The sequence below is a fragment of the Actinoplanes sp. NPDC021490 genome (assembly GCF_055562135.1).
In genome coordinates this window covers 149,223-173,712 of sequence record NZ_JBVHFW010000001.1, presented here as the reverse complement: position 1 = coordinate 173,712, position 24,490 = coordinate 149,223, and the positions used below count along the sequence as shown (strand labels likewise).

General features: G+C 70.4%; 17 protein-coding genes, 1 tRNA gene and 1 pseudogene. 8 read left to right on the top strand and 11 right to left on the bottom strand.

The window, feature by feature from the left end; all coding sequences use genetic code 11:
- Window positions 1-3: 3 nt before the first annotated feature.
- Together ACZ3I4_RS00795 and ACZ3I4_RS00790 are read right to left on the bottom strand one after the other, a co-directional pair.
- Window positions 4-1,014: an ABC transporter permease gene (locus ACZ3I4_RS00795; protein WP_465379747.1), complete on the bottom strand. Its 1,011-nt coding sequence runs from the start codon at window positions 1,012-1,014 to the stop codon at window positions 4-6.
- A 1-nt stretch (window position 1,015) separates the two neighbouring features.
- Entirely contained in the window at window positions 1,016-1,846 is an 831-nt protein-coding gene (locus ACZ3I4_RS00790) for a M55 family metallopeptidase (protein WP_465379746.1), read from the bottom strand.
- Window positions 1,847-2,062: 216 nt separating this feature from the next.
- Here ACZ3I4_RS00790 and ACZ3I4_RS00785 point away from each other — a divergent pair, with 216 nt between their 5' ends.
- The 3 genes from ACZ3I4_RS00785 (at window position 2,063) to cuyB (ending at window position 5,769) form a co-directional block, all read left to right on the top strand.
- Window positions 2,063-3,772 (top strand): ABC transporter substrate-binding protein, encoded by a 1,710-nt coding sequence (locus tag ACZ3I4_RS00785; RefSeq protein ID WP_465379745.1) that lies wholly within the window; start codon window positions 2,063-2,065, stop codon window positions 3,770-3,772.
- Between the two features lie 135 nt (window positions 3,773-3,907).
- Window positions 3,908-4,993 carry a P1 family peptidase gene (locus tag ACZ3I4_RS00780; RefSeq protein ID WP_465379744.1) on the top strand — a complete coding sequence of 362 codons (1,086 nt, stop codon included), beginning with the start codon at window positions 3,908-3,910 and terminating at the stop codon, window positions 4,991-4,993.
- Window positions 4,993-5,769: a cysteate racemase gene (cuyB, locus tag ACZ3I4_RS00775; protein ID WP_465379743.1), complete on the top strand. Its 777-nt coding sequence runs from the start codon at window positions 4,993-4,995 to the stop codon at window positions 5,767-5,769. Before ACZ3I4_RS00780 ends, cuyB begins: the two co-directional genes overlap by 1 nt.
- Here the strand turns inward: cuyB and ACZ3I4_RS00770 are convergent.
- Both ACZ3I4_RS00770 and ACZ3I4_RS00765 read right to left on the bottom strand, forming a co-directional pair.
- A complete protein-coding gene (locus ACZ3I4_RS00770; RefSeq protein WP_465379742.1) occupies window positions 5,737-7,209 on the bottom strand; it encodes a PucR family transcriptional regulator in 1,473 nt (490 codons plus the stop codon). The genes cuyB and ACZ3I4_RS00770 overlap by 33 nt on opposite strands.
- Window positions 7,210-7,475: 266 nt before the next feature.
- A tRNA-Thr gene (locus ACZ3I4_RS00765) sits at window positions 7,476-7,549 on the bottom strand.
- 110 nt (window positions 7,550-7,659) lie between these two features.
- On the opposite strand from ACZ3I4_RS00765, the gene ACZ3I4_RS00760 reads away from it, so the two are divergent.
- A complete protein-coding gene (locus ACZ3I4_RS00760) occupies window positions 7,660-9,384 on the top strand; it encodes a metallophosphoesterase (protein WP_465379741.1) in 1,725 nt (574 codons plus the stop codon).
- A 20-nt stretch (window positions 9,385-9,404) separates the two neighbouring features.
- Here the strand turns inward: ACZ3I4_RS00760 and ACZ3I4_RS00755 are convergent, their stop codons facing one another.
- Entirely contained in the window at window positions 9,405-10,241 is an 837-nt protein-coding gene (locus tag ACZ3I4_RS00755; RefSeq protein WP_465379740.1) for a PSP1 domain-containing protein, read from the bottom strand.
- 161 nt (window positions 10,242-10,402) lie between these two features.
- Here ACZ3I4_RS00755 and ACZ3I4_RS00750 point away from each other — a divergent pair, with 161 nt between their 5' ends.
- Entirely contained in the window at window positions 10,403-12,358 is a 1,956-nt protein-coding gene (locus tag ACZ3I4_RS00750; protein ID WP_465379739.1) for a hypothetical protein, read from the top strand.
- Between the two features lie 339 nt (window positions 12,359-12,697).
- Here the strand turns inward: ACZ3I4_RS00750 and ACZ3I4_RS00745 are convergent, their stop codons facing one another.
- From ACZ3I4_RS00745 to ACZ3I4_RS00735, 3 genes are read right to left on the bottom strand one after another with little or no spacing between them, the layout of a single operon-like run.
- Complete coding sequence (locus tag ACZ3I4_RS00745) at window positions 12,698-13,309, bottom strand: hypothetical protein (protein ID WP_465379738.1); 612 nt, start codon at window positions 13,307-13,309, stop codon at window positions 12,698-12,700.
- Entirely contained in the window at window positions 13,309-13,629 is a 321-nt protein-coding gene (locus tag ACZ3I4_RS00740) for a hypothetical protein (protein ID WP_465379737.1), read from the bottom strand. Before ACZ3I4_RS00740 ends, ACZ3I4_RS00745 begins: the two co-directional genes overlap by 1 nt.
- 1 nt (window position 13,630) lies before the next feature.
- On the bottom strand, window positions 13,631-13,957 hold the full coding sequence (locus ACZ3I4_RS00735) for a YbaB/EbfC family nucleoid-associated protein (protein WP_465379736.1): 327 nt from the start codon (window positions 13,955-13,957) through the stop codon (window positions 13,631-13,633).
- A 163-nt stretch (window positions 13,958-14,120) separates the two neighbouring features.
- Between ACZ3I4_RS00735 and ACZ3I4_RS00730 the strand changes: the two genes are divergently transcribed.
- On the top strand, window positions 14,121-15,314 hold the full coding sequence (locus tag ACZ3I4_RS00730) for a DNA polymerase III subunit delta' (protein WP_465379735.1): 1,194 nt from the start codon (window positions 14,121-14,123) through the stop codon (window positions 15,312-15,314).
- Window positions 15,315-15,889: 575 nt separating this feature from the next.
- On the opposite strand, the pseudogene tmk reads toward ACZ3I4_RS00730, so the two are convergent.
- Window positions 15,890-18,076 (bottom strand): annotated as a pseudogene (tmk, locus tag ACZ3I4_RS00725) (dTMP kinase); the annotation flags it as partial.
- Window positions 18,077-18,304: 228 nt separating this feature from the next.
- Here tmk and ACZ3I4_RS00720 point away from each other — a divergent pair.
- A complete protein-coding gene (locus ACZ3I4_RS00720) occupies window positions 18,305-19,510 on the top strand; it encodes an amino acid deaminase/aldolase (protein WP_465379734.1) in 1,206 nt (401 codons plus the stop codon).
- 4 nt (window positions 19,511-19,514) lie between these two features.
- Here ACZ3I4_RS00720 and ACZ3I4_RS00715 read toward each other — a convergent pair whose 3' ends face one another.
- Complete coding sequence (locus ACZ3I4_RS00715) at window positions 19,515-20,144, bottom strand: TetR/AcrR family transcriptional regulator (protein ID WP_465379733.1); 630 nt, start codon at window positions 20,142-20,144, stop codon at window positions 19,515-19,517.
- Window positions 20,145-20,258: 114 nt separating this feature from the next.
- Here ACZ3I4_RS00715 and ACZ3I4_RS00710 point away from each other — a divergent pair, with 114 nt between their 5' ends.
- A complete protein-coding gene (locus ACZ3I4_RS00710; protein WP_465379732.1) occupies window positions 20,259-21,560 on the top strand; it encodes a D-arabinono-1,4-lactone oxidase in 1,302 nt (433 codons plus the stop codon).
- Window positions 21,561-21,566: 6 nt separating this feature from the next.
- On the opposite strand, the gene topA is transcribed toward ACZ3I4_RS00710, so the two are convergent.
- The gene (topA, locus tag ACZ3I4_RS00705; RefSeq protein WP_465379731.1) at window positions 21,567-24,410 is read right to left on the bottom strand and encodes a type I DNA topoisomerase; all 2,844 of its coding nucleotides are present in this window, start codon (window positions 24,408-24,410) and stop codon (window positions 21,567-21,569) included.
- Window positions 24,411-24,490: the final 80 nt, after the last annotated feature.

Sequence of the window (24,490 nt, the reverse complement as noted above, 5' to 3'; positions counted from 1 at the left end):
CGCTCACCTCCCTCCGGCTCGGTCGGAACGCGGATCCAGCGCGTCCCGGAGTCCGTCGCCGAACAGGTTGAAGGCGAGGACGACGATGAACAGGGTCAGCCCGGGAGCGAGGAAGTACGTCGGATCGGCCGTGGCGTAGTTGACCGAGTCCTGCAGCACGTTGCCGAGGGTCGGCGTGGGCGGCACGATCCCGACCCCGAGGAAGGACATCGCCGCCTCGGCGGAGACGTACGTGGGCAGCACGATGGTGGAGTACACGAGGATCGGCGCCCACAGGTTGGGCAGCAGTTCCTTGAAGTTGATCCGGCTGCGCCGGGCGCCGAGCATCTCGGCTGCCTCGACGAACTCGCGTTCCCGCAGCGAGAGCACCTGGGCCCGGATGATCCGGGCGAAGTAGGGCCAGCCGAAGAAACCCAGGACCGCGATGATGTACATGACTTTCGAGGGGTTGCCCGAGGGCATACCCGCGTCGGTGATGCGCTCCACGAGCACGGGTGAGAGCGCGATGAGCATCAGCAGTTGCGGGAAGGCGAGGATGAGGTCGATCAGTCGCCCGATCGACCAGTCGGCGGCGCCCCGGTAGAAGCCGGCGACCAGGCCGAGGACGACACCGAGACCGACGCTGATGATCGTGGCCGCGACCGCGATGGCCGTGTCCAGCGTGATCCCGAGCAGGATCCGGGAAAACAGGTCCCGGCCAGTCTGCGGCTCGACCCCCAGCGGGTGCTGCCAGCTCATGCCGCCGAACGCACCCGTCGGCATCGCGCCCGGCCCCTGGACGAGGTCCGCGTGCAGGGTTGTGGCATCGATGATGCCGACCGCTTGCAGGATCGGTGCGGTGACGGCGATGACCGCGAAGACCACGATCGCGACGAACGCCACCATCGCCACCCGGTTGGACCGCAGGCGGGTCCGCGCGATCTGCCACGGCGAGCGGCCCGCGACCGAGACCTCGTCCTCTTCGACTGTTGTGGGGAGCGGTTCGGCCGCGAACTCCCCGGCGGAAAGCGTCACCCTAGACGTCCTCGGCTACGACCCTGGTGAGGGTGATGGCGGCGATGAACCTGCGGTAGAGGGACAGCAGGTCGCTGTCGGTGATCTCGGTCGACCGCGGCCCCGTACGTTCGATCCCGCGCACCCAGGTCGCCATCTCCGCCATGTCGGGGGTGCGCCAATGGACCTCCAACGTGGACGGAATCGGGAACGGGCGGCCCGCCACGCGGTCCAGCGTCTTCAGGGAGTGCTCGGCGGCGTCCCGGATCACCGCACAGGCGCGGCGAGGGTGCAGGCTGGCGGCGGCGACCCGGGTGATGGAGTCCTTCACCACCGCGGTGGTGATCTCGGGCAGCACGTCCACCGTCTCGGCGCAGCCGGTCTGGTCGCCGGTCACCAGCACGACCGGAACGCCGTAGTGGGCGGCGACGAGGGCGTTGATGACGGATTCGCCCACCACCTGCCCGTTGAGCCGGGTCTCGGCGACGGCTCTGGGGTTGAAGGAATGGGACATGTTGCCCAGCTCCGAACCCATCGACCCGTGGTAGGAGACGAGGAAGGCAGCGTCGAAGCTGTCGTCGATGCCCTCCATCATGTCGATGGGCCGGTGCCAGCCGGTGATGAGCGTGGCGTCGCCGTGCAGTTCGTCCGGCGCGAGGTTGCGCATCGCCGCGTGGCCGTCGTTGACCAGGAAGTCGGTCGCCCCCGCGGCCATGGCGCCGTCGATCGCGGCGTTGACCTCGCCCAGGAGCAGCCGACGGCCGGCCATGGCCTCGGGACCGTCGCCGACGCACTGCGCCCAGTCCACGACCCCGGCAGTGCCTTCCATATCTACTGAGATGAAGACTCGCATCGGCCCCTCGCATCGCGCTCATGCCACTTGACCTGCGCAGATTAGCGGCCGGCGGGTGGCCGTTCGTTGTGTTCGGCACCGATTCGGACGGCTCCGGATTGGATGAGCTCACAAATACCGGGGGCGGTTTCCGGACCTAGCATTCCGCCATCCCTGGACGCGCCGGGCATATGGCCCGACCTCCGAGGACACCCAGTCGTGAACAGGAGCGTGCACGTGGGAAACGCAAAATATCGACGGTTGGCCGCGGCGGGCGCGATTGCTCTCAGCGCGCTGACCGCTGTGGCCGGCTGCGGCGGCGGAAGCTCGCAGAAGAGCGCTGACAACGGAAGCACCGGCGCCAAGGGCGGCACCCTTCACCTGGTGAACTTCGCCGCCATGACGCACCTTGACCCGCAGCGGATCTACCCGAACCGCACCATGGCCTTCTCGGGCCGGACCTTCATCCGGACGCTGACGACGTTCAAGGCCGGCACCGCCGATCTCGTGGGTGACGTGGCCACCGACACCGGCAAGGCGAGCGACGGCGCCAAGACCTGGACGTTCGGGCTGAAGGACGGCGTGAAGTGGCAGGACGGCAAGGCGGTCACCTGCGAGGACTTCAAGTACGGCATCTCGCGGACCTTCGCCACGGACACGATCACGGCCGGCCCGCTGTTCGCGATCGCGTACCTCGACATCCCGAGCAACCCGGACGGGTCGTCGCAGTACGAAGGCCCGTACAAGAAGACCGGCCAGGAGCTGTACGACAAGGCCGTGCAGTGCACCGACGCCAAGACCATCGTCTTCCACACCAAGCACCCGGTCGCTGACCTCAACAACGTCCTGGCCCTCCCCGGCTACGGAGCCGTCCGCCAGGACAAGGACACCGGGGCGAAGTTCGACTTCACCCTGTTCTCGGACGGGCCCTACATGCTCGAGGGCACGTGGAACCCCCAGACCGGGGGCACGATGGTCCGCAACCCCAACTGGGACCCGTCCACCGACCCGGTCCGCAAGGCGCTGCCCGACAAGATCGTCGTCGAGCAGGGGGTGAACGCCCAGACCGTGTCGCAGCGGATGGTCTCCGAGGGCGGCAACGACAAGTACGCGTACACCAACACCCGGCTCGACCCCTCGGTCATCCCCCAGGTGCTGAGCAACCCGGCGCTCAAGAAGCGCTCGGTCAACGACGTCGGTGGCTTCGTCGACTACCTCTCGGTCAACGTCAAGCACATGCCCGACCTCAAGGTCCGGCAGGCGCTGGCCCTGGCCACCGACAAGACCACGTACCGGGTGGCGATGGGCGGCGACACCTACGGCGAGTACGCCACCACCGTCATGAGCAAGACCATCGCGGGGTGGAAGGACTTCAACGTTCTCAACGCCCCGCCGGAGGGCGACCTCGCCCGGGCCAAGGCCCTGCTCCAGGAGGCCGGAGCGCCCCAGCCCTACCCGATCACGTACGGGTACCAGCAGACGCCGGTGCAGGACAAGGTCGCCGCGGCGCTCCAGGCGTCGTGGGAGAAGGCCGGATTCAAGGTCACGCTCAAGCCGATGGGTGACAACTACTACGACGTCCTCGCCAACCCGACCGAGAACCCGGACGTCGCGTGGGTCAGCTGGGTCGCGGACTGGCCGTCGGGCTCCACCGACATCCCGGCGCTGTTCGACTCCCGGGTCAACATCTCGAAGAACAACCTGGGTAACGACTACAGCGAGCTGGCTGACCCAGAGCTGAACGCCAACATCGACAAGGCGTGGGCCATCGCCGACAAGGCACAGCAGGACAAGGCATGGGGTGACCTGGACGAGCAGGTGGTCAAGACCGGCGCCGTGATCCCGCTGGTGTACCAGAGGTACTTCTACCTGCAGGGGTCCGGTGTCAAGGGGATGAAGTACTTCTTCGGTGGCTTCCCCGACATCGCCGAGGTCTCGGTCCGGTAGTCACGGGTCACGCCGGATGGTCCCGGCCGGCGGTCGTCACGGCGGCCGGCACGGGACCCTCCGGCGGATCAGATCCGACGAAGGTCCGTTCGTACCGATGCCGGCGCCGACGCCGGCGAGGAGGGTCCACTTCGCATGAGTCTCGTCGAGGGCGGCGGCCGCCAGCACCCGACAGCCGAGTTGCGTCGGCTGATGGGGCCGGCCTGGAGGTTCGCGCCCGGCGCCGGCAACGGGATCACCGACGTGCCGGGGGTGACCGTGGGCCACTCCACGCTCTACTCCCCCGAGCTGGGCACCTGCACGGGTGTCACGGTCGTCAACCCGTGTCGCGACGTGGTCCGCCACCCCGTACCCGCTGCGGTCCATGTCATCAACGGCTACGGCAAGTCGGTCGGCCTCATGCAGATCGAGGAGCTGGGCGAGCTCGAGTCGCCCATCGCGCTCACGGGCGTGTTCGGCGTACCCGACGTTCTCCGGGCGCTCGTGGACCACCTGCTGGTCGAAGAGCCCGACCTCGGCAGCGAGGAGTCCGGGCGATCCGTCAACGCCGTGGTGATGGAGTGCAACGACAGCCGGATGAACGACCCGCGGGTGGCCAGGCCGGGCGCGGCCGAGGTCGCCGAGGCCATCCGAGAAGCCGCCGGTGGGCCGGTGCCACAGGGTCCGGTGGGCGCCGGCGTCGGGATGAGCACCTTCGGCTTCGCCGGCGGGATCGGCAGCGCGTCGCGGGTCCTGCCGCTCAACGGCGGAAGCCACCACGTCGGGGCCCTTGTCCTCACGAACTTCGGCCGTCGTGAAGACCTGGTCATCGCCGGTCGGCCGGTCGGTCAGCGGCTGCCGGAGAACGTCACCGCGCCCAGCCTCGGCGGCTCCGTCATCGTCATCCTCGCCACCGACCTGCCGGCCAACTGCGCGCAGTTGAAACGGCTGGCGCGCCGGGCGCAGAACGGGCTCGCCCGCACCGGTTGCAGCACCTCCGGCTCCAGCGGCGAGGTGGTGCTCGCGTTCTCGACGGAGCGCGGGCCGGACCTGGCGAAGGAGACGCTCGACCTGGCGTTCACCGCGACCGCCGAGTGCGTCGAAGAGGCCGTGCTCAACTCGGTGTGCCACAGCGTTCAGATCGGCGGCCGCGCCGGTCGTTCCCGCGAGCCGTTCCCGGCCGACCGCCTCCCTGAGCTGCTTGGCCCGGCCGGGCCGGCCGTGGTGGACGGCGAGCGCTGATGTCCATCGGAGTTATCCGCTCCGGCGGCCGGCGCCACCCGGTGCTGGGAGTCATGGGCGGGATGGGGCCGGCGGCAACGGCCGAGTTCCTCCGCCGCCTGATCGAGGCCACTCCGGCCGGGCGCGACCAGGACCACCTGCATGTCCTCGTCGACAACGACCCGTCCGTGCCCGACCGCACCGCGGCCCTCCTCGGCCTGGGGCCCGACCCGACGCCGTACCTGGTGACCATGGCCCGGCGGCTGTCCGCCGCCGGCGCCGAATTCCTGGTGATGCCCTGCAACACCGCCTCGGCCTTCGCGGCCGGCCTGGCCGCCGACATCCCGGCACCGCTGCTGCGCTGGGACGCCGCCGTCGCGGCGGGTGTGACCGAACACCGCCCCGGGATCAGACGGCTGGGCCTGCTGGCCACATCGGGAACGATCGCGTCGGGCTTCTACCGCCAGGTCTTCGCCCGCGTCGGGGTCGAGGTGGTGGAACCGGAGGCGGTCGCGCAGGAGCGGGTGATGGACCTGATCCGGGCGCGCAAGAGCGGCGTTCCCGGCCGCCGGCTGCTCACCGACCTTCACGACGCCGCGACCGACCTGCGCTCAACGGGGGCGGAAGAGGTCCTCCTCGCTTGCACCGAGCTCTCCGACATCGCGCAGGCCTCGGGTCCGCTCTGGCTGGACGCCATGGACCTCGTCGTCGAACGGGTCCTTCAGGTCGCCGACGCCTGGGCAGCCGGCGGGCGGCCACCGTTCTCAGCCGCGCCAGGCATTCTCACCGGCGAGTAGCCGCAGCTGGAGCCAGACCACCAGGCGGTCGTCGGGGTTGGCCAGGTCCATCCCGAGCAGCTCCTGGATCTTCTGCAGCCGGTACCGGACGGTGTTGGCGTGCACACCGCAGACGCTCGCGGCCTTCGCCGTGTCGCCGAGGGCGTCCAGGTATGCCCATAGGGTGCTCACGTAGGCCTGGCCGGAAGGTCGTTCCGACTCGAGCAGGCGGTGCAGCCGGGCGTCGTCGAGCAGCCGGAGCGCCTCTTTGCTCTCGGCCAGCCGGTGCAGCAGCACCTCGCTGGCGAGGTCCGCGTAGGTCGCGATCCGCGGCAGGTCCGGCCGGCGTTGCAGGAGGCTCAGCAGCTCATCGGCGGACTGCCGGGACCGCGGGATCTCCTCGACGCCCGGCACGACCGTACCGACCGCCGCGACCACGTCGGCCCGCAGACTCTGCCGCAGGTGCTCGACCACGCCCTGCAGAACCCGGTCCAGGTCGGTGGTGCGCTCGCGGCCAAGGCCGAGAATGAGGTACAGGCGGCCGTCCTCCACCGTGATCGCGTACTGCTGGCGGAAGGCGCTGAGGTAGACGCTCAAGGACGATCGGGCCCGGCCGGCCCAGTGGACGGAGTCCGCGCCCTTCTCCTGGGCGGGCACCAGCACCACCGCCACGCTCGAGCCCGCCCGCCGCGCCCACTCGGCGTTCGAGGCGACGTCACCCGCCCCGCGCAGGAGCTGGCTCGCCATCGTGTCGGACGCCGACGCCCCGAGCGCCCGCCGCGTCCGTTCCTTCAGGATGTACAGCGAGGCCAGCTCGGCCGAGTCGGCCAGCAGTTGCAGCGCGTCGGATGGGGCCTGACCGTCGACGTCGACGACCCACATGGAGCCCAGCAGCTCACCGCCGGCCCGGATGGCGACCGCGAGCCGGCCATGCCGGTCGTTGAGCGGAGGGAATCGAACCGGACCGGGGCTGAGCGCCACGTCCCGGTAGGCCCGGTCGGTCTGGTCGGTGTGCGGAACCCGCCGCTGGAGGATGCCCCGCTGGCGCACCCAGTCGATCTCCTGGTCCTCCACCGTCGAGTACGCGAGGATGTTCTTGGCCGCGTCCTCCACCAGCACCGCGCCCTGCGCCGCCATCGCGACCACGTTGGCCAGGTCGAACAGGTCCGACTCGATGTCGACACCCGGCACCCGCACACCGGAGGCCTGGATCGCGGCCCGCACCAGCGCGTGCACGTGCCCCCAGTCGACGTCGTGCGTGGACTCCAGCACCGCGACCTCGCCGAGGGGAAGGCCGTCGCAGACTCCGGCCCGGAACACCACCCCCGCGGCGTGCCGCTGCTCGACCTCCGACAGCACCGCCCGGCCCGATTCGCGGTCTGCCACCCCGAGGGCCAGCAGGAGGCAGCCTGGGCCGATCGCCGAGACGTCCGCCCAGTCGAAAAACCGGACGCTGGTCACGTCGACATGCTCTTGGCCGACATGGTGGAGCCGCACGTTCTGACCGAGTTGGGCAACGAGATCCGGCAACAACACGACGCGACTCCTTCCCCGTGACCTGGGAACTCCTGCGATGAGAGTAACCGCGCCCCGCAGACCATGATCCGCGCTAGGTGTCACGTCTTCGCTGAGAAGGGCGACCCCGGGAAGTTTTCGGGGGTCACTCGAAGCCCCATCAATGAAAAAATGCCCTGACCAGCGTCTCCGCTGGTCAGGGCATCAATCTGAGCCGCCTGACGGAATCGAACCGTCGACCTACGCATTACGAGTGCGTCGCTCTAGCCGACTGAGCTAAGGCGGCAACGAGAGTCAAGTGTACGGTATCGGCCCCGGACGCCACGCCGGGGTGGGTCCCTCAGCCCGCGGCAATCGGACAGGCTTCTGTCGGAGGGCGGGACTAATGTGCCTGACGTGACCGACGATCACCCCCCACCTGTCCCCACGGGTCAGGTCGTGCCGCGCCGGCCCAGCAGCATGGAACCGCAGGAGCTCGGCTTCACACCGCAGCGGCCGGTCGGCTGGCTGGCCCCGCTTCTGCTGCTCAACACCGGCCTTCGCGCCCTGCTGGCCACCCTCTTCGGGGCCTATCTCGACAAGCGTGAGCTGCAGAACGCCCTCGACGGCGGCTGGTTCGACCACTCGCAGACCGAGGACGGCGAGCTCTGGCTCGACTATGTGGCCGACCTGGGCGACGGTTTCGACGCGACCTATTCGGTGGCCTACCTGCTGGCCCAGCCCGCTCTGCAGCTCGACGGCGACACCCTGCCCCGGGGCCGGCTGCTGCTGATGGGTGGCGATCAGGTCTATCCGCTGGCCAGCGGCGACGGCTACGAGAGCCGGATGAAGGGGCCCTATCGCGCGGCCCTGCCCGAGCCGCCGACCGGCTCGCCGCAGCCCACGCTGTTCGCGTTGCCCGGCAACCACGACTGGTACGACGGTCTGACCGCGTTCATCCGGCTCTTCGCCCGCCGCAAGGACGGCCACATCGGCGGCTGGCGCACCGAGCAGCGCCGGTCCTATTTCGCGGTCAAGCTGCCGGCCAACTGGTGGTTGTTCGCGATCGACGAGCAGTTCGGGGCGTACATCGACGATCCCCAGCTGCTGTATTTCGAGCAGGCGGCCCATCAGCTCGGCCCGGACGATCGCGTGATCCTCATGATGCCGTCGCCTAAGTGGGTCAAGTCCGCCGACCGCCCCGAGGACTACGACGCGATCGACTACTTCATCCGCAAGATCCTCGACCCGACCGGCGCGACCACGCGGGTGCTCGTCTCCGGCGACCTCCACCACTACGCGCGTTACAGCGACCCCGGGCGCGAGCTGATCACGTGCGGGGGCGGCGGGGCCTATCTGGTCGGCACGCAACAGCTGCCGGAGGAACTGGTCGTCCCCCCGCCCGACACGTTGACCCGCAATCGCAGCGTCAGCCGCCCGTACGGGTTGCAAGAGTCCTATCCGGACGCCAAGAGCTCGCGGCGACTCGGGTGGGGCGTGTTCCGGCGGGTGCCCACGCGCAACCCGGGCTTCGTCACGATGCTCGGCATCATCCACGTGCTGACCATGCTGGCCATGGCCGGGGCGTCGGCCGGCAACACGGGCATCATCACGCGGCTGTTCAGCATCCCGCTGACCGTCATGCTGGTGCTGATCATCGCGGGGTCGGTGGCGTTCGCCCAGCCGCCCAAGGCCGACCGGCCCAAACACGCACGACACTGGATAGCCGGGCTGCTGCACGGTTTCGCCCACATCGGGCTGGCGGTCGTCGGCACGTGGCTCTGGCTGGTGCTGCCGTTCCATGACTGGGCGTGGCCCAGCCCGCTGGTCGTGGCCGCGGTACTCTACGGCCCGGTCATCGGCTTCGTCGCCACCCAGCTGACGGCGCTCTACCTGCTGATCGCGTCGTATGCCGGGGTCAACGTCAACGAACTGTTCGCGGGCCAGGGCATCGAGGACCACAAGAGCTTCCTGCGTATGCACATCGCGCAGGACGGCAGCCTGACCATCCACCCGATCGCCGTCGACAAGGTCAGTCGCAAGTGGACCCCCGACCCCGACGGCGCCGCCGACAGCCCGTGGCTGCACCCACGCGACCCCCTGACGCCCCGACGAATCGAGGACCCGATCAAGGTGAGCTGAGCCCTGGTTGTATTGCTCGTCTAGTTGTATTGCTCGTCGTGGGCCTGGCGGGGGCCGCAGACCGAGGCCCGGCTGCATGAGCAGCGGGAACCGTCGGCGTCCATGCGGACCACGACCGCGTCCTTGGGGACGCTGTGGGCCACGACCCGGCCGTCGCCCTCGGGGGTCGACACCCGGCTGCCGACGGCGGGGGCCGTGGCCTGGAACTTCTGGTAGAGCGGGTGCTCGTATTTGAGGCAGCACATGAGCCGGCCGCAGGCGCCCGAGATGCGTAGCGGGTTGAGGGGCAGGTCCTGGTCCTTGGCCATGCGGATGGTGACCGGCTCGAAGTCGGTCAGGAACGTCGCGCAGCACAGGTCGCGGCCGCAGGAACCGATGCCGCCCTGCACGCGGGCGGAGTCACGCGCGGAGAGCTGCCGCAATTCCACGCGGCAGTGCAGGGTCGCACCAAGATCCCGTACGAGGGAACGAAAGTCGACTCGATGCGGGGCCGTGAAGTAGATCGTCGTGCGGGCACTGCCGGCGCCGGCCTGATCGAGCACGTGATCGACGGCGACGACCTTCATCGGCAGCTCGTGCGCCTTGATCAGCTTTTTGGCGGCGACCTTGGCCTCCGCCTTGCGCTTCCGCAGCAGCTCGTCGCGCCGCAGATCGGTGTCGTCGGCGAGCCCGGCGACCTTCGGGAAGCCCGACGTCTCCTCGCTCACCCACTGCGCCGCCCAGACGCACTCCGCCACCTCGGGGCCGTCATCCGTGGGCACCAGCACACGGTCGCCGACCTGGGGCGAGAACTCGCCCGGATCAAGGTAGTAGAGGCGGCCGTACCGATTGAAGCTGACCGCGCACAGCATGCCCATGCTCTCCACCCTACGACGCCAACAGGCCCGCACCAAATGCCTGTTTTGGGGTACCCATCGGGGTTGTCGCATAGATGCATCGCAACCGCCCGAATCGACCGTCGTTGGCCAGACCCGTAGACGCCGCTCGTTCGCGGCCCATCTCCGGAGGGAACTGCCACATGACGTCCGCCAGGTCGCTGGCCGCAAGTGTCGTCGCGCTCGGTTTCGCGAGCGCTTTCACCGCACCGCAGCCCGCACTCGCGGCGCCCGGGTCCTGCGAACGGGCCGAGAACTTCGCGGCGCAGTCCGGCGCCGAGATCGCACGGATCACCAAGCTCCAGGTGAGCGCACCCGTCACGGAGCGGGCCGAAATTCCGGACGGACGGGACGAAAAGGCAGGTGGTGGCCGGGCCGCCGGGGTGCTGAGCAGTGGCGCCGACGCGGTCATTCCCGACCCCGAGGACAGCGACACGCCGAGCGAGGGCATCGGCATGACCGGCATGGGGGCGCTCGGCTATCTGGGTATTGCCCCGAAGTCGGGAACCGGGACCAACGGGGTGCCGGCGGCCGAGGGTGGGCCGCTGGGCCGAATCGCCGATCGGGGCGGCGAGGTCGTAGGTGGCCTGACCAGGGGCGCGGGCGGCGGAAAGCCGATCGACAAGGTCGCGGGCGGGCCGACCGCGGGTGTGGGAGGCCCGCTCACCGGCAAGCTCGTGGACGGCCTGACCGGGGGCGCAGGCGGCGGGGAGCCGGTCGGCGAGGACATGGATGGCCTGACCGAGCGCGTGGGCGGCCTGGCCGAGGGCGTGGGCGGCGGGGAGCCGGTCGGTGAGGACAACGACTCGGACGGCGGAGACTCCAGCAGTGACGGCTCGGACAGCGACGGGTCCGGCAACGACGGGTCGGACACCGCCGAGCCGGGGGCGAAGGATGCCCGTGAGCCCGGGGCGCAGGATGCCCGTGAGCCCGGGGCGGAGGATGCCCGGGGTGACGGCGGCGAGGTTTCGAACAAGCGGGCCAGGAGCGCGACGCTCGCCGGCATCGGGGTCGGCGAGGCCCGTACGGCGATGATCGCCCCGGCCAAGGTCGCGTCGGCCGCGTACGCCCGGATGCTCGACGGCCGTTCCGGCAATGAGGCGATCGCGAAGCCGCTGCTGCAGAAGGCGCCGCCGACCAACGCCAATGGGGCCAAGCGCTCGATCCCCGCGTCGAAGGCGGGACCGCTGCGCCTCGGCAAGGGCCGGATCGGCACGCACGCCCAGTGGGAAGCCGGCATGGCGTGCGGCCGCACCGCGGGCGAGACGGGCCGCGCCGAGACCTCCCTCACGAGCATGACCCTGCTGGGCAGCGGCCGTGGTGCGCTGGTCCGGGTGCCGGGCACGATGACGAGCCGGGGCACGACCGCGATCGAACACCACGACCAGGCCCGTACGGTGGCCCGGTCGACCGTCACCGCGGGGCGCATCGAACTGGCGGGCGGCAAGGTCACCGTCCGGGTGCTGCGGGCGCCCACCCTCGAGGCGGCCATGTCGGCCACGGCCGGCGGCAAGGTCAGCTACCGTCCCGCGATCGTCGAGGTTTCCGGCGAGGGCATGCCGACCAAGCGTCTGCAGGCCGCGGGCGAGCACGTCGACTTCGCGCTCACTCCCGGCCAGCGGGCGCTGGAGTCGGCGCCGCTGACCGACCTGGGCAGCCTCACCAGGGGCGGGCCGTTGCCCGTGCCCAGCATCCCGGGTCTGCCGCCGGTGGCCACGCCGGAACCGGAGTCGGCCACCCTGCCCGCGAAGGGCGTGAGGGTGCGTGTCTCGCTCGGCGACGTGCGGCACGCCATCAAGGGCAACGCGATCGCCGCCCGGGCCGCCGCGATCAAGGTCGCGCTGAGCCAGGCGCCGGACTCGGAGGGGCGCGGCCAGGGCGGCTACGGCAAGCCCGCGGTCTCGCTGAGCATGTCGTTCGGCGTGCTGGAGGCGGCCGCGGTGTCGCCCGAGACCCCCGAGGCGCCGTCCGGCTCGGGCGGCGGTCTTCCGGTGACGGGCCCGAGGCTCGACCGGGTCGCCATGATCGGCGGCGGTCTGCTGCTGGCCGGAATCGGGGCCGTGCTGTTCGGCCTGCGGCGGCGGCGCTCCCACTCGTGATCACTCGGGTGTGATCACGTGCGGGCGGCCTTCCGGCTCTCGGTGGGGAGGCCGCCCGTTCCCTCGTACGCGTAACCGGAGTCGAAGTCACGGTTACCGGAACCGGGGTCGTCCGGATGGAGAGATGTCGATCTCCTGACGGATGAGTCGGACCCGAACGGTTGTCTCCTCCTGGTCCACCGAGTGGCCCGAAGGCTCCCGGAGACCGAGACATCCATCGATCAGTAGCGTTGAGTAGTCCCCAGACCTGCGGGGGGTGCAGGAGGACGCGGCGTCGCATTCGGAATTCTTTCCGGTTATCCGAATGCGGCGCCACGTCCATGCTCACAGCCCTCCCGCTTACAGGGGGACCGACACGGCCAGCGGCTGCGACCCGTCCAGCAGATCTTCGGCCTCGGCGTAGTCGTCGGCGACCGTACGCAGGACGTGGGCCACCAAGTTGGCGGCGGCCTCGGCCTCGGCGGCAGTGGGCGGGAAGCTGGCCGGAGCGGTCAGGGTCAGCGCCTCGGCCGAGGTCAGAACCTCGGTCAGCGCGGACGCCAGGTGATCGCGCGCACCAACCATCCAGTCATGCAGGGCCGCAGCCAGGTCGGCGGTCGCCTCGAAGCGCTCGTCGAGACCGTCGTGGCCACCCGAGAGATGCGTGGCGGCACGTCGGCGCTGATCGTCGTAAGCCTCGGCGGCCTCGCCCTCCCACTCGCCGGGCGGCGGCAGCGCGGCGGCGGCCTCGACGCAGACCCGGGCGCCGGCGCGGAGTTCCGGCTCGGCCTCGACCAGCGCCGCCGGGCGCAACTCGGCCACCGCTCGGGTGGCATCGACGGGCAGGAGACGTACGCGTCGAAGGTGCCCCCAGACAGCATGACCCGGCGGAGCACCGGCCAACTCGAACACTTCTTCGGCCCGGCGCAGCAGCGGGGTCGCGGAGTCGAGCACCTCGTCGAGCCGGTCCATCACATCTCCCGGGTGAAGCGGCCCTGGACCGCCTCGTCGGTCTCGGCATAGTCACGCCGGGTCGCTCGCACCGAGCCGGCCATCGCGGTCAGGCGCGCGGCCGACGCGGACGCCTCGTGCGCTCGGGCTTCGAGCACCGCGACCCAGTGGTCGTGGAGCGCGCGCCCCACCCGGCCCGGCAGACCGGCGCCGCCCCCTTCGCTCGCGCCGACGGGCAGCGTGACGAACGCACGCGAGGCGGTCCGCAACGAGGGGACCTCGCGGGACAGCGCGGTCAGCGCGTCGGCGGCCTGGTCGAGGCGGTCGGCCAAGCGGTCCATCTCAGGCCTCGCCCAGCGAGCGCCGCTTACCGAAGATCTCGTCATGGAGCTTGTCGCGGGCCCAGCCGGCCGCCTCGGCCGCGTTGGCGACCGTGGCCTGAAGCTCGCGGGAGAACTCGGCCGGCCGGCGATGCTGCAGCCCGCCGTGGATCTGGATGTCGGTTATCTGGCCGGAGGCGGTCACCGTGACCTCGATCGAATCGTCGGGTGAGTGGACCGAGACGTGGTGAGACTCGACCGCTCGTTCGTAATCACCGCGCAACTGCTCAACGCGTCGATGCCTCTCGATGGCTTCGCTGATCCACGCCTCGTCGATCTCCCGCGCCATGCCGAGGCTCCTCACCGTGTGTCAATACGCCGTCGCGCACCGGGACCAGAACGTACCCGGAAGAGTGACTCCTTCGCTACGCCGGGTTTTCCACTGTGGATAACTCCCGAGCCTGTGGATGACGGATGAGGTTTTGTCGGAGGTGCGCAATACCATCAGTGCCGTGAGTGACGTCTTCGCCGATCTGGTGGGCCAGAAAGAGCCCGTCGCCACGCTGCGACAGGCAGCGGCGGCCGCGGCCCGGGTCGTCGCCGGTGAGCAGGTGGGCGCCGGCGCGATGACCCACGCCTGGATCTTCACGGGCCCGCCGGGCAGTGGGCGCTCGGTGGCTGCGCGGGCTTTCGCGGCGGCGCTCGAGTGCCTGCGTGACGGGGCCGGTTGCGGTGAGTGCCACGGCTGCCACACCACTCTGGGCAAGACCCATGCCGACGTACGGTTCGTGGTCCCCGAGGGCCTGTCGATCGGCGTCAACGAGATGCGCGCCCTGGTGCTGCGGGCGGCGAGCGCCCCCTCGGGCGGCCGGTGGCAGGTCGTCGTCATCGAGGATGCCGACCGGCTCACCGAGCAGGCGGGAAACGCGCTGCTCAAGGCGATCGAGGAGCCGCCGCCGCGCACGGTCTTCCTGCTGTGCACGCCGTCGACCCATCCCGACGACATCTCGGTGACGATCCGCTCGCGCTGCCGGGTGGTGGCGTTGCGGCAGCCGCCGGCCGATGCGGTGGCCGAGGTCCTCGTTCGTCGTGACGGCATCGCGCCCGACGTCGCCGCGTGGGCCGCGGCCGCGGCGCAGGGGCACGTCGGGCGGGCCAAGCGGCTGGCCAACGACACCGAGGCCCGCGGGCGGCGCGAGGCCGTGCTGTCGGTGCCGCGCCGACTGACCGGGGTGGGCGCGTGCTTCGAGGCGGCGAGCGCGCTGATCAAGGCGGCCGAGGCCGAGGCGGCGGAGCAGTTGGTCGAGACCGACGCGTCCGAGCGTTCGGCCCTCGAGCAGGCCCTGGGTGCGGGCGGCACGGGCCGCGGCGCGGCCGGGGCCATGCGCGGCGCGGCCGGCCAGCTCAAAGACCTGGAGCGCCGGCAGAAGTCGCGGGCCACGCGCTCGAAACGCGACGCCCTGGACCGCGCGCTGGTCGACCTGGCCGGTTTTTACCGAGACGTCCTGATCACCAACCTGCGCGCCCCGGTCGGCGTGGTGCACACCGACGTGGCCGGCCAGTCCGAGGCCGCGGCGGGCAAGTGGTCCCCCGAGAGCGCCCTGCGCCGTCTCGAGGCGGTGCTGGCCTGCCGTCAGGCCATCGACGAAAACGTCAAGCCCGAGATCGCCGTGGAAGCCATGATGCTGAACCTCTGGCGCGGCTGAGGTCAGCGGCGGCTGTAGGGGCCGTCCGGAGTCTCGTCGTCGTTGATCCCGAGCAGCTCGGCCATCTCCTCCAGCGGTTCCTCGCTGTGCCCCCTGTCCCGGCGCTCGGCGGCAACCGGCCGCGCGATCGGCTCCGTGACGTCGGCACCATCCGCCGCCGGCCGACTCGCGACCGGCTGTGCCAGATCCGCGCCATCCGCAGCCGACCGGCTCGCGATCGGTTGGGTGAGGTCGACGCTGTCCGCCGCCGAACGGCTCGGGATCGACTGCGTAACGTCGCCCGCATCCGCGGTCGGCGTGGACCCGATGGGCTGCGTGAAGTCGGCGCCATCGGCCACCGAACGGCCCGGGATCGACTGCGTCGCGTCGCCGGCATCCGAGGTCGGCGTGGGCCCGACGGGCTGCGTGAAGTCGGTGCCATCGGCCACCGAACGGCTCGCGATCGACTGCGTCGCGTCGCCGGCACCCGCAGACGGCGTAGGCGCGATCCGCTGAGTGGCGTCACCGGCATCCGCAGACGGCGTGGGCGCGATCCGCTGAGTGGCCTCGGCCGGGATCGGCTCGGTCGGTGCAGCCAGATCGGCGGTGGACAGCTCGGAATCAGCGGCGGACCCCGGCCCCGAAGCCACGGAGGCGGGTTCCGGCGCCGCGCTGGCGGGCTCCGAGGACCCGGCCTCCGGCGATGCGGTGGATCGCCGGTCGAGGGGGCCTACCCGGCGTTCCGAGGCGGCGGTCAGGTCGGGGGCCTGGAAGTCGGGACCCGGGGGCAGGTCGGTCGAGGCGGGAGCCGGGTGGGGCGTTTCGGTGCCGCCCAGCAGGGCGGACAGGCGGTCGCCCACGGCGGTGGTGATTTCGTCGATCGGGCGGGCCGCGTCGAGGACCAGGTAGCGCTTCGGGTCGGCGGCGGCCAGGTCGAGGAAGGCGTACCGCACCCGCTCGTGGAACGGACGGGACTCGCTCTCCAGGCGGTCGGTGCCCTCGCCGCGGGAGTCGACCCGGTTGAGGCCGACGCCGGGGTCGACGTCGAGCAGAACGACCAGGTCGGGCTTCAAGCCGCCGGTGGCCCAGGAGGACAGCCATGAGATCTCGGCGACCGGCAGTGTGCGACCGGCGCCCTGGTAGGCCAGGGACGAGTCGACGTAGCGGTCGCTGATCACCACGGCGCCCCGGGCCAGGGCCGGGCGGACGACGGTGGCCACGTGGTGGGCGCGGTCGGCCGCGTAGAGCAGGGCCTCGGCCCGGGGCGACGGCGCCTCGCTCTTGTCGAGCACCAGCTGACGGATGCGGGCCCCGACATCCGTCGCGCCGGGCTCCCGGGTGACCACCACGTCATGGCCCTCGGCCTGCAGACGGTCGGCCAGCCGGGTCACCTGGGTCGACTTGCCCGCGCCCTCGCCGCCTTCGAAGACCACGAAGATGCCGCTGCGCACGAACTGCTCGCCGGGCGCGAGCGGGCGTCCGCGCAGGGAGCCCCACAGGTCGGCCAGCACCGGCACGCCGCGCTTGTCGTCCATCTGGCGGAACGAGCTGATGCCGACGAAGACGCCGATCGCGCCGGCGACCAGCAGCAGCACGCGGGTCGAGGAGACGTCGAAGTGCACCGCGCCGAGTTCGACGCGGCGGGAGCTGCCCAGGCCGACCAGGAATCCGGACAGCGTGATGGCCAGCAGCAGCACCATCCGCACGCCGATCTGGACGACGGCGAAGACCCTTCCCCGTACGGCGTCGTCGACCTCGCCGTAGAGAAGTGTCGTGCCGGCCAGGAAGGCCATGCCCGCGCCCGCGCCGACGAGCAGCGCGCCGACCAGGGCCATCGAGAGGTGGAAGGCGACACCGAGGAACATCACCGAGCCGCTGGCCAGCACGATGCTCATGCCGAACCAGCGACGACGGGACAGATCGCGGATGATCATGGGGCCGAGGCCGATGCCGACCGCCAGACCCATGAAGATGGTGCCGAAGAGCAGGTAGAACGCCGCTTCACCGGCGCCCAGCGAGGTCGCGAAGGTCTTGGCCGCGCCGATCACCACGCCGCCGGCCGCGAACGCGCCGAAGATGCCGAGCACCAGACCCCGTACGAGGGGGGTGGTCCCGATGTATTTCCAGCCGTCGAGGAACTGGCGGGTCATGCTCTGCTGCTGGGCGGCCTCCTGGCGTTCCGCGCTCTTGCCGCCGATCTCCTTGATGCCGAAGAAGACGGTGATCGCCGTGACCAGCCGGGAGATCGCGTTGAGATAGAGCGCGATCTGCACGGGCTGGGCCCAGTCGGGCAGGCTCGCGCCGGACTGCTGGATGCCCGCGGTGAGGGCCGACAGCGCCAGCGCGGCCAGGATCGGCGTGATGCCGTACGTGGTGACCAGCGTGAGCTGGTTCGAGACCTCGATCCGCGACTTCGGGATGAGGTTGGGCACCGCGGCTTCCTTGGCCGGGATCCAGATCAGCGTGATCGTCTCGCCGATGAACGTGGCGATGGTCGCCCAGGCCACGGTGACCGCCGGGGACCCGCCGAACAGCGGGACGAGCGGGATCGACCCGTAGAACACAAACCGGATGAGGTCGGTGATGACCATCGTGTAGCGCCGGTCGAACCGGTCGGCGAACACGCCCGCGATCGGGCCCAGCAGCAGGGCGGGGAGCAGGCGCACGGCGATCGTGCCACCGAAGGCGGCGCCCTGGCCGGCGCTGCTCTCGAACTGGGCCGCGGCGAAGATGCCGGTGGCCAGCAGGCCGATCCAGTCGCCGAACGAGGCGAGGCCGAGCACGAGCCAGAGGCGGCGGAACGGCCGGATGCGAAGCACCGAGCGCAGCGCCGCCGCGCCCGACAAGTCGACCGGGCCGGATTCCCGCTTTTCGGTGTCGATGGCCGTACCTCCCGTGATTACCGCAGGGTGCACTCTATCGGGCGGCTCGAAGCCACCGGGTTACCCACGTTCGGGTAGCGAATAAGTGAAGAGCTTTCGCATTGATGGGAACGGAGATACGGTGCGGGCGTGATCGAGGAGCGCAAGGCCTTGCAGACGCGGCTCGACCGGGCCACCGCCCACCTCGAGACGCCGGTGGCGGCGGTCGACCTCGCGGCCTTCGACGACAACGCCGCCCGGCTGTCCGAGCGCGCCGGAGGCAAGCCGCTGCGCGTGGCCAGCAAGTCGGTGCGCTGCCGTACGCTGCTGGAACGCGTCCTCGCCCGCCCCGGCTGGCACGGCGTGATGGCCTACACGCTGCCCGAGGCGATCTGGCTCGTCCGCACCGGCCTGACCGACGACGTCCTGGTGGCCTATCCGACGGCCGACCGCGCCGCGCTGCGCGAGCTGACCTCCGACGCCAAGCTGGCCGACGCCATCTCGATCATGGTGGACCACCCGTCGCACCTCGATCTGGTCGACCAGGTCACCCCGCCCGGCGCCCGCCCCGCCGTACGGCTGTGTCTGGATCTCGACTCTTCCTGGCGCCCCACCGCCGCCCTGCACGTCGGCGTGCGCCGCTCCCCCATCCACTCGGCCGGTCAGGCGTCGGCCCTCGCCCGCCGGATCACCGCCCGCCCCGGCTTCAAGCTGGTCGGGATGATGTCGTACGAGGCCCAGATCGCCGGGCTGGGTGACCTGCCACCCGGGCAGGCGCTGCGGGGCCGCGCGATCCGCCTGATGCAGTCGCGCTCGTTCCCCGAGATCGTCCGGCGGCGAGGCGAGGCGGTGGCGGCCGTACGGGAGCACACGGACCTCGAATTCGTGAACGCCGGCGGCACCGGCAGCGTGGCCGCGACCGGCGCCGACCCCGTGGTCACCGAGGTCACCGCCGGTTCGGGCCTGTACGGGCCGACGCTGTTCGACGCCTATTCGGCGTGGCGCCCGACCCCGGCCGCGTTCTTCGCGCTCAGCGTCGTGCGCCGCCCGGCACCGAGGATCGCGACCGTGCTCGGCGGCGGCTGGATCGCGTCGGGACCGGCCGAGACGTCCCGGCAGCCGACGCCGTGGCTGCCTGAGGGCCTGAAGTTCAAGCCCGACGAGGGGCCGGGCGAGGTGCAGACGCCGCTGGTCGGGGCGGTGGCCGACACGCTGCGGCCCGGCGACCGCGTCTGGTTCCGTCACGCCAAGGCCGGCGAGCTGTGCGAGCACGTCAACGAGCTTCAGCTGGTCGACGGCGAGTCAGCGACGCCGGCCCCGACGTACCGGGGGGAGGGTCATGCTTTCCTGGGCTGACCCGTCAGTTCGTGACGTGGCGATGCAGGTATTCCCGGATCAGGGCCTTGGCCTCGGTCAGCACGGCCTCGTCACCGCCCTGGTCGCGCCGGAAGGCCAGCTTGATCAGCGCGTCCGCCGCCTCGACCGAGATCTCGAGCGAGAACCGCAGCCGCTGACGATCCATGAGCTGGAACTGGTCGACCAGAAGCTCGGCCAGGCGCTCGGCGATGACCGCGTTGTTGTCGCGCTCGACGTCGAGCAGGTGCACGTCGACCACGTCGCCGAAGTGCAGCGTGCGGAAGCCGGGCACGGAGCGGTGCATGTGGATGAAGATGTCTATCGCCGCGTCGACGCCGTCCCACCAGTGGGCGAACGTCTCGTTGCCGAATCGGTCGGACAGACCCTGCAGGTACGCATCCATGTTGCGCATGGCCAGCGCCTGGACGATCGCCCGCTTGTCCGGGAAGAACTGGTAGACCGAGCCGATGGCGACCTCGGCGCGCTCGGCCAGAAGCGTCGTGGTCAGGCCCTCATAGCCGACCTCGTCCACGAGCTCGGCGCAGGCGTCGAGCATGCGCTGGACCCGGGCAACGCTTCTGCCCTGCACCGGGACACGCCGCAGCGGCCCGGTGGTGACGGTTGGTGTCGACACGCGTCGCCACTCCCTCTCAGCAGTGATAATCGGAACGTTACTCGGATCAACGAGCGAGGGGCATCGACGGGACGCGCGGTGCGGCTGTCCGCTCGTACGGAGGACAAAGCCTGAATGACTACCCCTCGGAATGCGCGCCGCTGGATCAACTGGGGCGGCAACCAGCAGTCACTCGCCGTCGACGTCCTGACCCCTGGCACTGTCGACGAGGTCGTCGGCCACGTCAAGGAGGCGTCGGGAACCGGACGCCGGGTCAAGGTCGTCGGCAGCGGCCATTCGTTCACCGATATCGCGGTCGCCAACGACCAGCGGATGCTCATGCACCGGCTGACCGATCTCGTCTCGGTCGATGGACCGCTGGTCACCGTGCAGGCCGGGATGCCGCTCTGGAAACTCAACGAGATCCTGGCCACGCACGGGCTGGCCATGCCCAACCTGGGCGACATCGACGCGCAGACGATCTCCGGCGCCATTTCCACCGGGACGCACGGCACCGGCGCCGACCACTGCACCCTGGCCACCTGTGTCGAGGCCGTCAAGCTGGTCACCGCCTCCGGTGAAGTGCTCGAGATCGGCAAGAACGACGAGATCTTTCCCGCCGTACGCCTCGGGATCGGCGCCCTGGGCATCCTGGTCGAGGTGACGCTGCGTTGTGTCCCGGCGTTCACGCTGCTGGCCGACGAGCGGCCGATGGCCCTGACCGACGTGCTGGCCGGCCTGGACGAGTGGATCCCGTCCAACGATCACGTCGAGTTCTACTGGTATCCGTACACCGACCGGGCGCAGCTCAAGCGCAACAACCGGGTCGCCGAGAACGACCGTCCGCTGTCCGGCTTCCGCGGCTGGATGGACGACGAGTTCCTGGCCAACACCGTCTGGCAGGGCGTCTGCGAGGTCGGCCGCCGGGTTCCGGCCATCGTCCCCACCGTGCAGTCGATCGCCGCCCGGGCCCTCACCGCCCGGACGTACACCGAGCGCTCGGACCGGGTCTTCTGCACGCCGCGGCGGGTGCACTTCACCGAGATGGAGTACGAGATCCCGCGTGAGGCGCTGCCCGAGGTGCTGGGCGCGCTGCCGCGGATCATCGACGGGCTGCCGTTCAAGATCCAGTTCCCGGTCGAGGTGCGGTTCACCGGCCCCGACGATGTGTGGCTCTCGCACGGCTACGGCCGGGATTCGGCGTACGTGGCGGTGCACCAGTTCACCGGCGCGCCCTACGAGCCCTACTTCCGGGCGTTCGAGGCCGTCTGCCAGCCGCTCGGCGGGCGGCCGCACTGGGGCAAACTGCACTACCGTACGGCCGAAGATCTGCGCCCGGTCTATCCGAAGTTCGACGACTTCGTGGCCGTGCGCGACCGGCTCGACCCGGCCCGGGTGTTCACCAACGAATACCTGGACCGGGTGCTCGGAGCCTAGGGCGTCCTATTCCGCGTTCGCCGCGGCCTTGGCCGGCGCCGTCTTCTTGGCGGCGACCGGCGCGCCGTTCGCGGCCTTCTTGGCCGGGGCCGCCTTCTTGGCCGCGGTCTTCTTGGCCGGCGTGGCCTTCTTCGCCGCTGCCTTCTTGGCCGGCGCCTTCTTGGCCGCCGTGTCGCCCGCGGCCTTGGCCGGCGCCTTCTTGGCCGTGCGCTTCTTGGGGGCCGGACCCTTGGCCCGCTTCTCGGCCAGCATCTCCGACGCCTGCTCGATGGTCAGGTTCTCGGGGGTCTGGTCGCCGCGCAGCGACGCGTTGTATTCGCCGTCGGTCACGTACGGCCCGAACCGGCCGTCCTTGATGACCATCGCCAGCTCGGTCACCGGGTCGGGACCCATCTCGCGAAGCGGCGGCTTGGCCGCGCCCCGCCCGCGGGTCTTCGGGGCGGCCAGCAACGCCAGCGCCTCGTCGAGGGTGACCGTGAACAGCTGCTCCTCGGTCGCCAGCGAACGCGAGTCGGTGCCGCGCTGCACGTACGGGCCGTAGCGGCCGTTCTTCGCAGTGATCTCGTTGCCCTCGGGGTCCTTGCCGACCACGCGGGGCAGGGTCAGCAGCTGGAGCGCCTGCTCGAGGGTGAGCGTCTCGGGGGTCTGCGACCGGAACAGCGAACCACGCCGCTCGCCGCTCTGCACGTACGCCCCGAACCGGCCCGACTTGATCAGCACCGGCTCCTTGGTCTGCGGGTCGTCACCCAGGCTGCGCTCGCCGCCACCGCCGAGGAACAGCTCCTTGACCTTCTCGGGGGTCAGCTCGTCGGGCGCGACCCCCTCGGGGATCGAGACGCGGTTCGACTTGTCGTTCGCCTGCTCGTCGGTCGCGTCCTGGGGCTGACGTTGCAGGTACGGCCCGAAACGACCGACCCGCACCACGATGCGCCTCCCTTCTTCGTCATCGAAGAGGGGGATCGAGTTGATCAGGCGAGCGTCGATGGCGCTCAGGTTCTCGGTGACCATCTTGCGCAGGCCACCGGCCCGGGCGATCTCGTCGTCCGCCCCGGCGGTCTGGCTGCCGAAGTAGAAGGAGGTCAGGAAGTCGAGCGAGGCGTGGTCACCGCCCGCGATGCCGTCGAGGTCGTTCTCCATCGCGGCCGTGAAGCCGTAGTCGACCAGCCGCGGGTAGTGCTGCTCCATCAGGTTGATCACCGCGAACGCGATGAACGTCGGGATCAGCGCCTGTCCGCGCTTCTCGACGTAACCGCGGTCCTGGATCGTCTGCATGATCGACGAGTACGTGGAGGGGCGGCCGATGCCCAGCTCCTCCATCGCCTTGACCAGCGACGCCTCGGTGTAACGAGCCGGCGGGCTGGTGTGGTGACCCGCGGGGTTCAGCTCGTCGGCGTCGAGCGGCTGGTCCTTGACGAGGTTGGGCAGGCGGCGCTCGGCGTCCTCGGCCTCCGCGTTCTCGTCGTCGGACGACTCGACGTACGCCTTCAGGAAGCCCGGCTCGGTGATCGTCTTACCGGTGGCGCCGAAGTCGACCTCTTCCTGCGCGGTGGAGACGGCCCGGATGCGCACCGAGATCGAGTTGCCGACCGCGTCGGTCATCTGCGACGCGACCGTGCGGCGCCAGATCAGCTCGTAGAGCCGGAACCCGTCGCCGGAAAGCTCCCCGGCCAGCTCGGCAGGAGTGCGGAAGGTGTCACCGGCGGGCCGGATGGCCTCGTGCGCCTCCTGCGCGTTCTTGACCTTGCCCTTGTAGTGGCGGGGCTCCGGCGGGACGCTGCGCTCGCCGTAGAGCTCGGCGATCTGCCGGCGGGCGGCCGCGATGGCCGTCTCCGACAGGTTGACCGAGTCGGTACGCATGTAAGTGATGTAGCCCTCTTCGTAGAGGCGCTGGGCCGTGCGCATCGCCTGGGCCGACGACATGCGCAGCTTGCGGGCGGCCTCCTGCTGCAGCGTCGAGGTGATGAACGGCGGATAGGGCCGGCGGCGGTACGGCTTCTCCTCGACCCGGTTGACCGTGAAGTTCTGCCCCTCGAGCCGGGCCGCGAGACCCCGGGCGCCGCTCTCGTCGAGCTGCACCACGGCCGCGCCGGGCTTGAGACGGCCGGTCGTGGGCTCGAAGTCCTTGCCGGTCGCGATCCGGTCGCCGTTGAGCGCGATCAGCGTGGCGCCGAACTGGCGCGGACCCTCGACCTGGCCCTGGACGGCCAGCAGGGCGTTGATGTCCCAGTACTCCGCCGTGCGGAACGCCATGCGCTGACGCTCACGCTCGACCACGATGCGGGTCGCCACCGACTGGACGCGGCCGGCCGAGAGCTTCGGCATGACCTTCTTCCAGAGCACCGGGCTGACCTCGTAGCCGTACAGCCGGTCGAGGATGCGGCGGGCCTCCTGCGCGTCGACCAGGTTCTTGTCGATCTCGCGCGGGTTGGCCACGGCGGCCTGGATCGCGGGCCGGGTGATCTCGTGGAAGACCATCCGGTGCACGGGGACCTTGGGCTTGATCGTCTCGAGGAGGTGCCACGCGATGGCCTCGCCCTCGCGGTCCTCATCGGTAGCCAGGAAGATCTCGTCGACCTCTTTGGCCAGCTTCTTCAGCTTGGCGATCTGCTGCTTGCGATCGGCCGAGATCACATAGAGCGGGTGGAAGCCGTTGTCGACGTCGACGCCCAGCCGAGCCCACGACTCACCCTTGTACTGCTCGGGCACCTCGTCGGCGTTCTTGGGCAGATCGCGGACATGGCCGATGGAGGCCTCGACAAGATAGTCGGGGCCCAGATAACCGGCGATCGTCTTGGCCTTCGACGGGGATTCGACGATGACCAGACGGGTCGTCCTGGCTTCACTCGGCACGGCACTCCCAAACTTCGCAACTCAGCATTCCGCTCTTCGGCGCAGCGGATCACAGACTTTCAACGTAACGCGCCGGATGA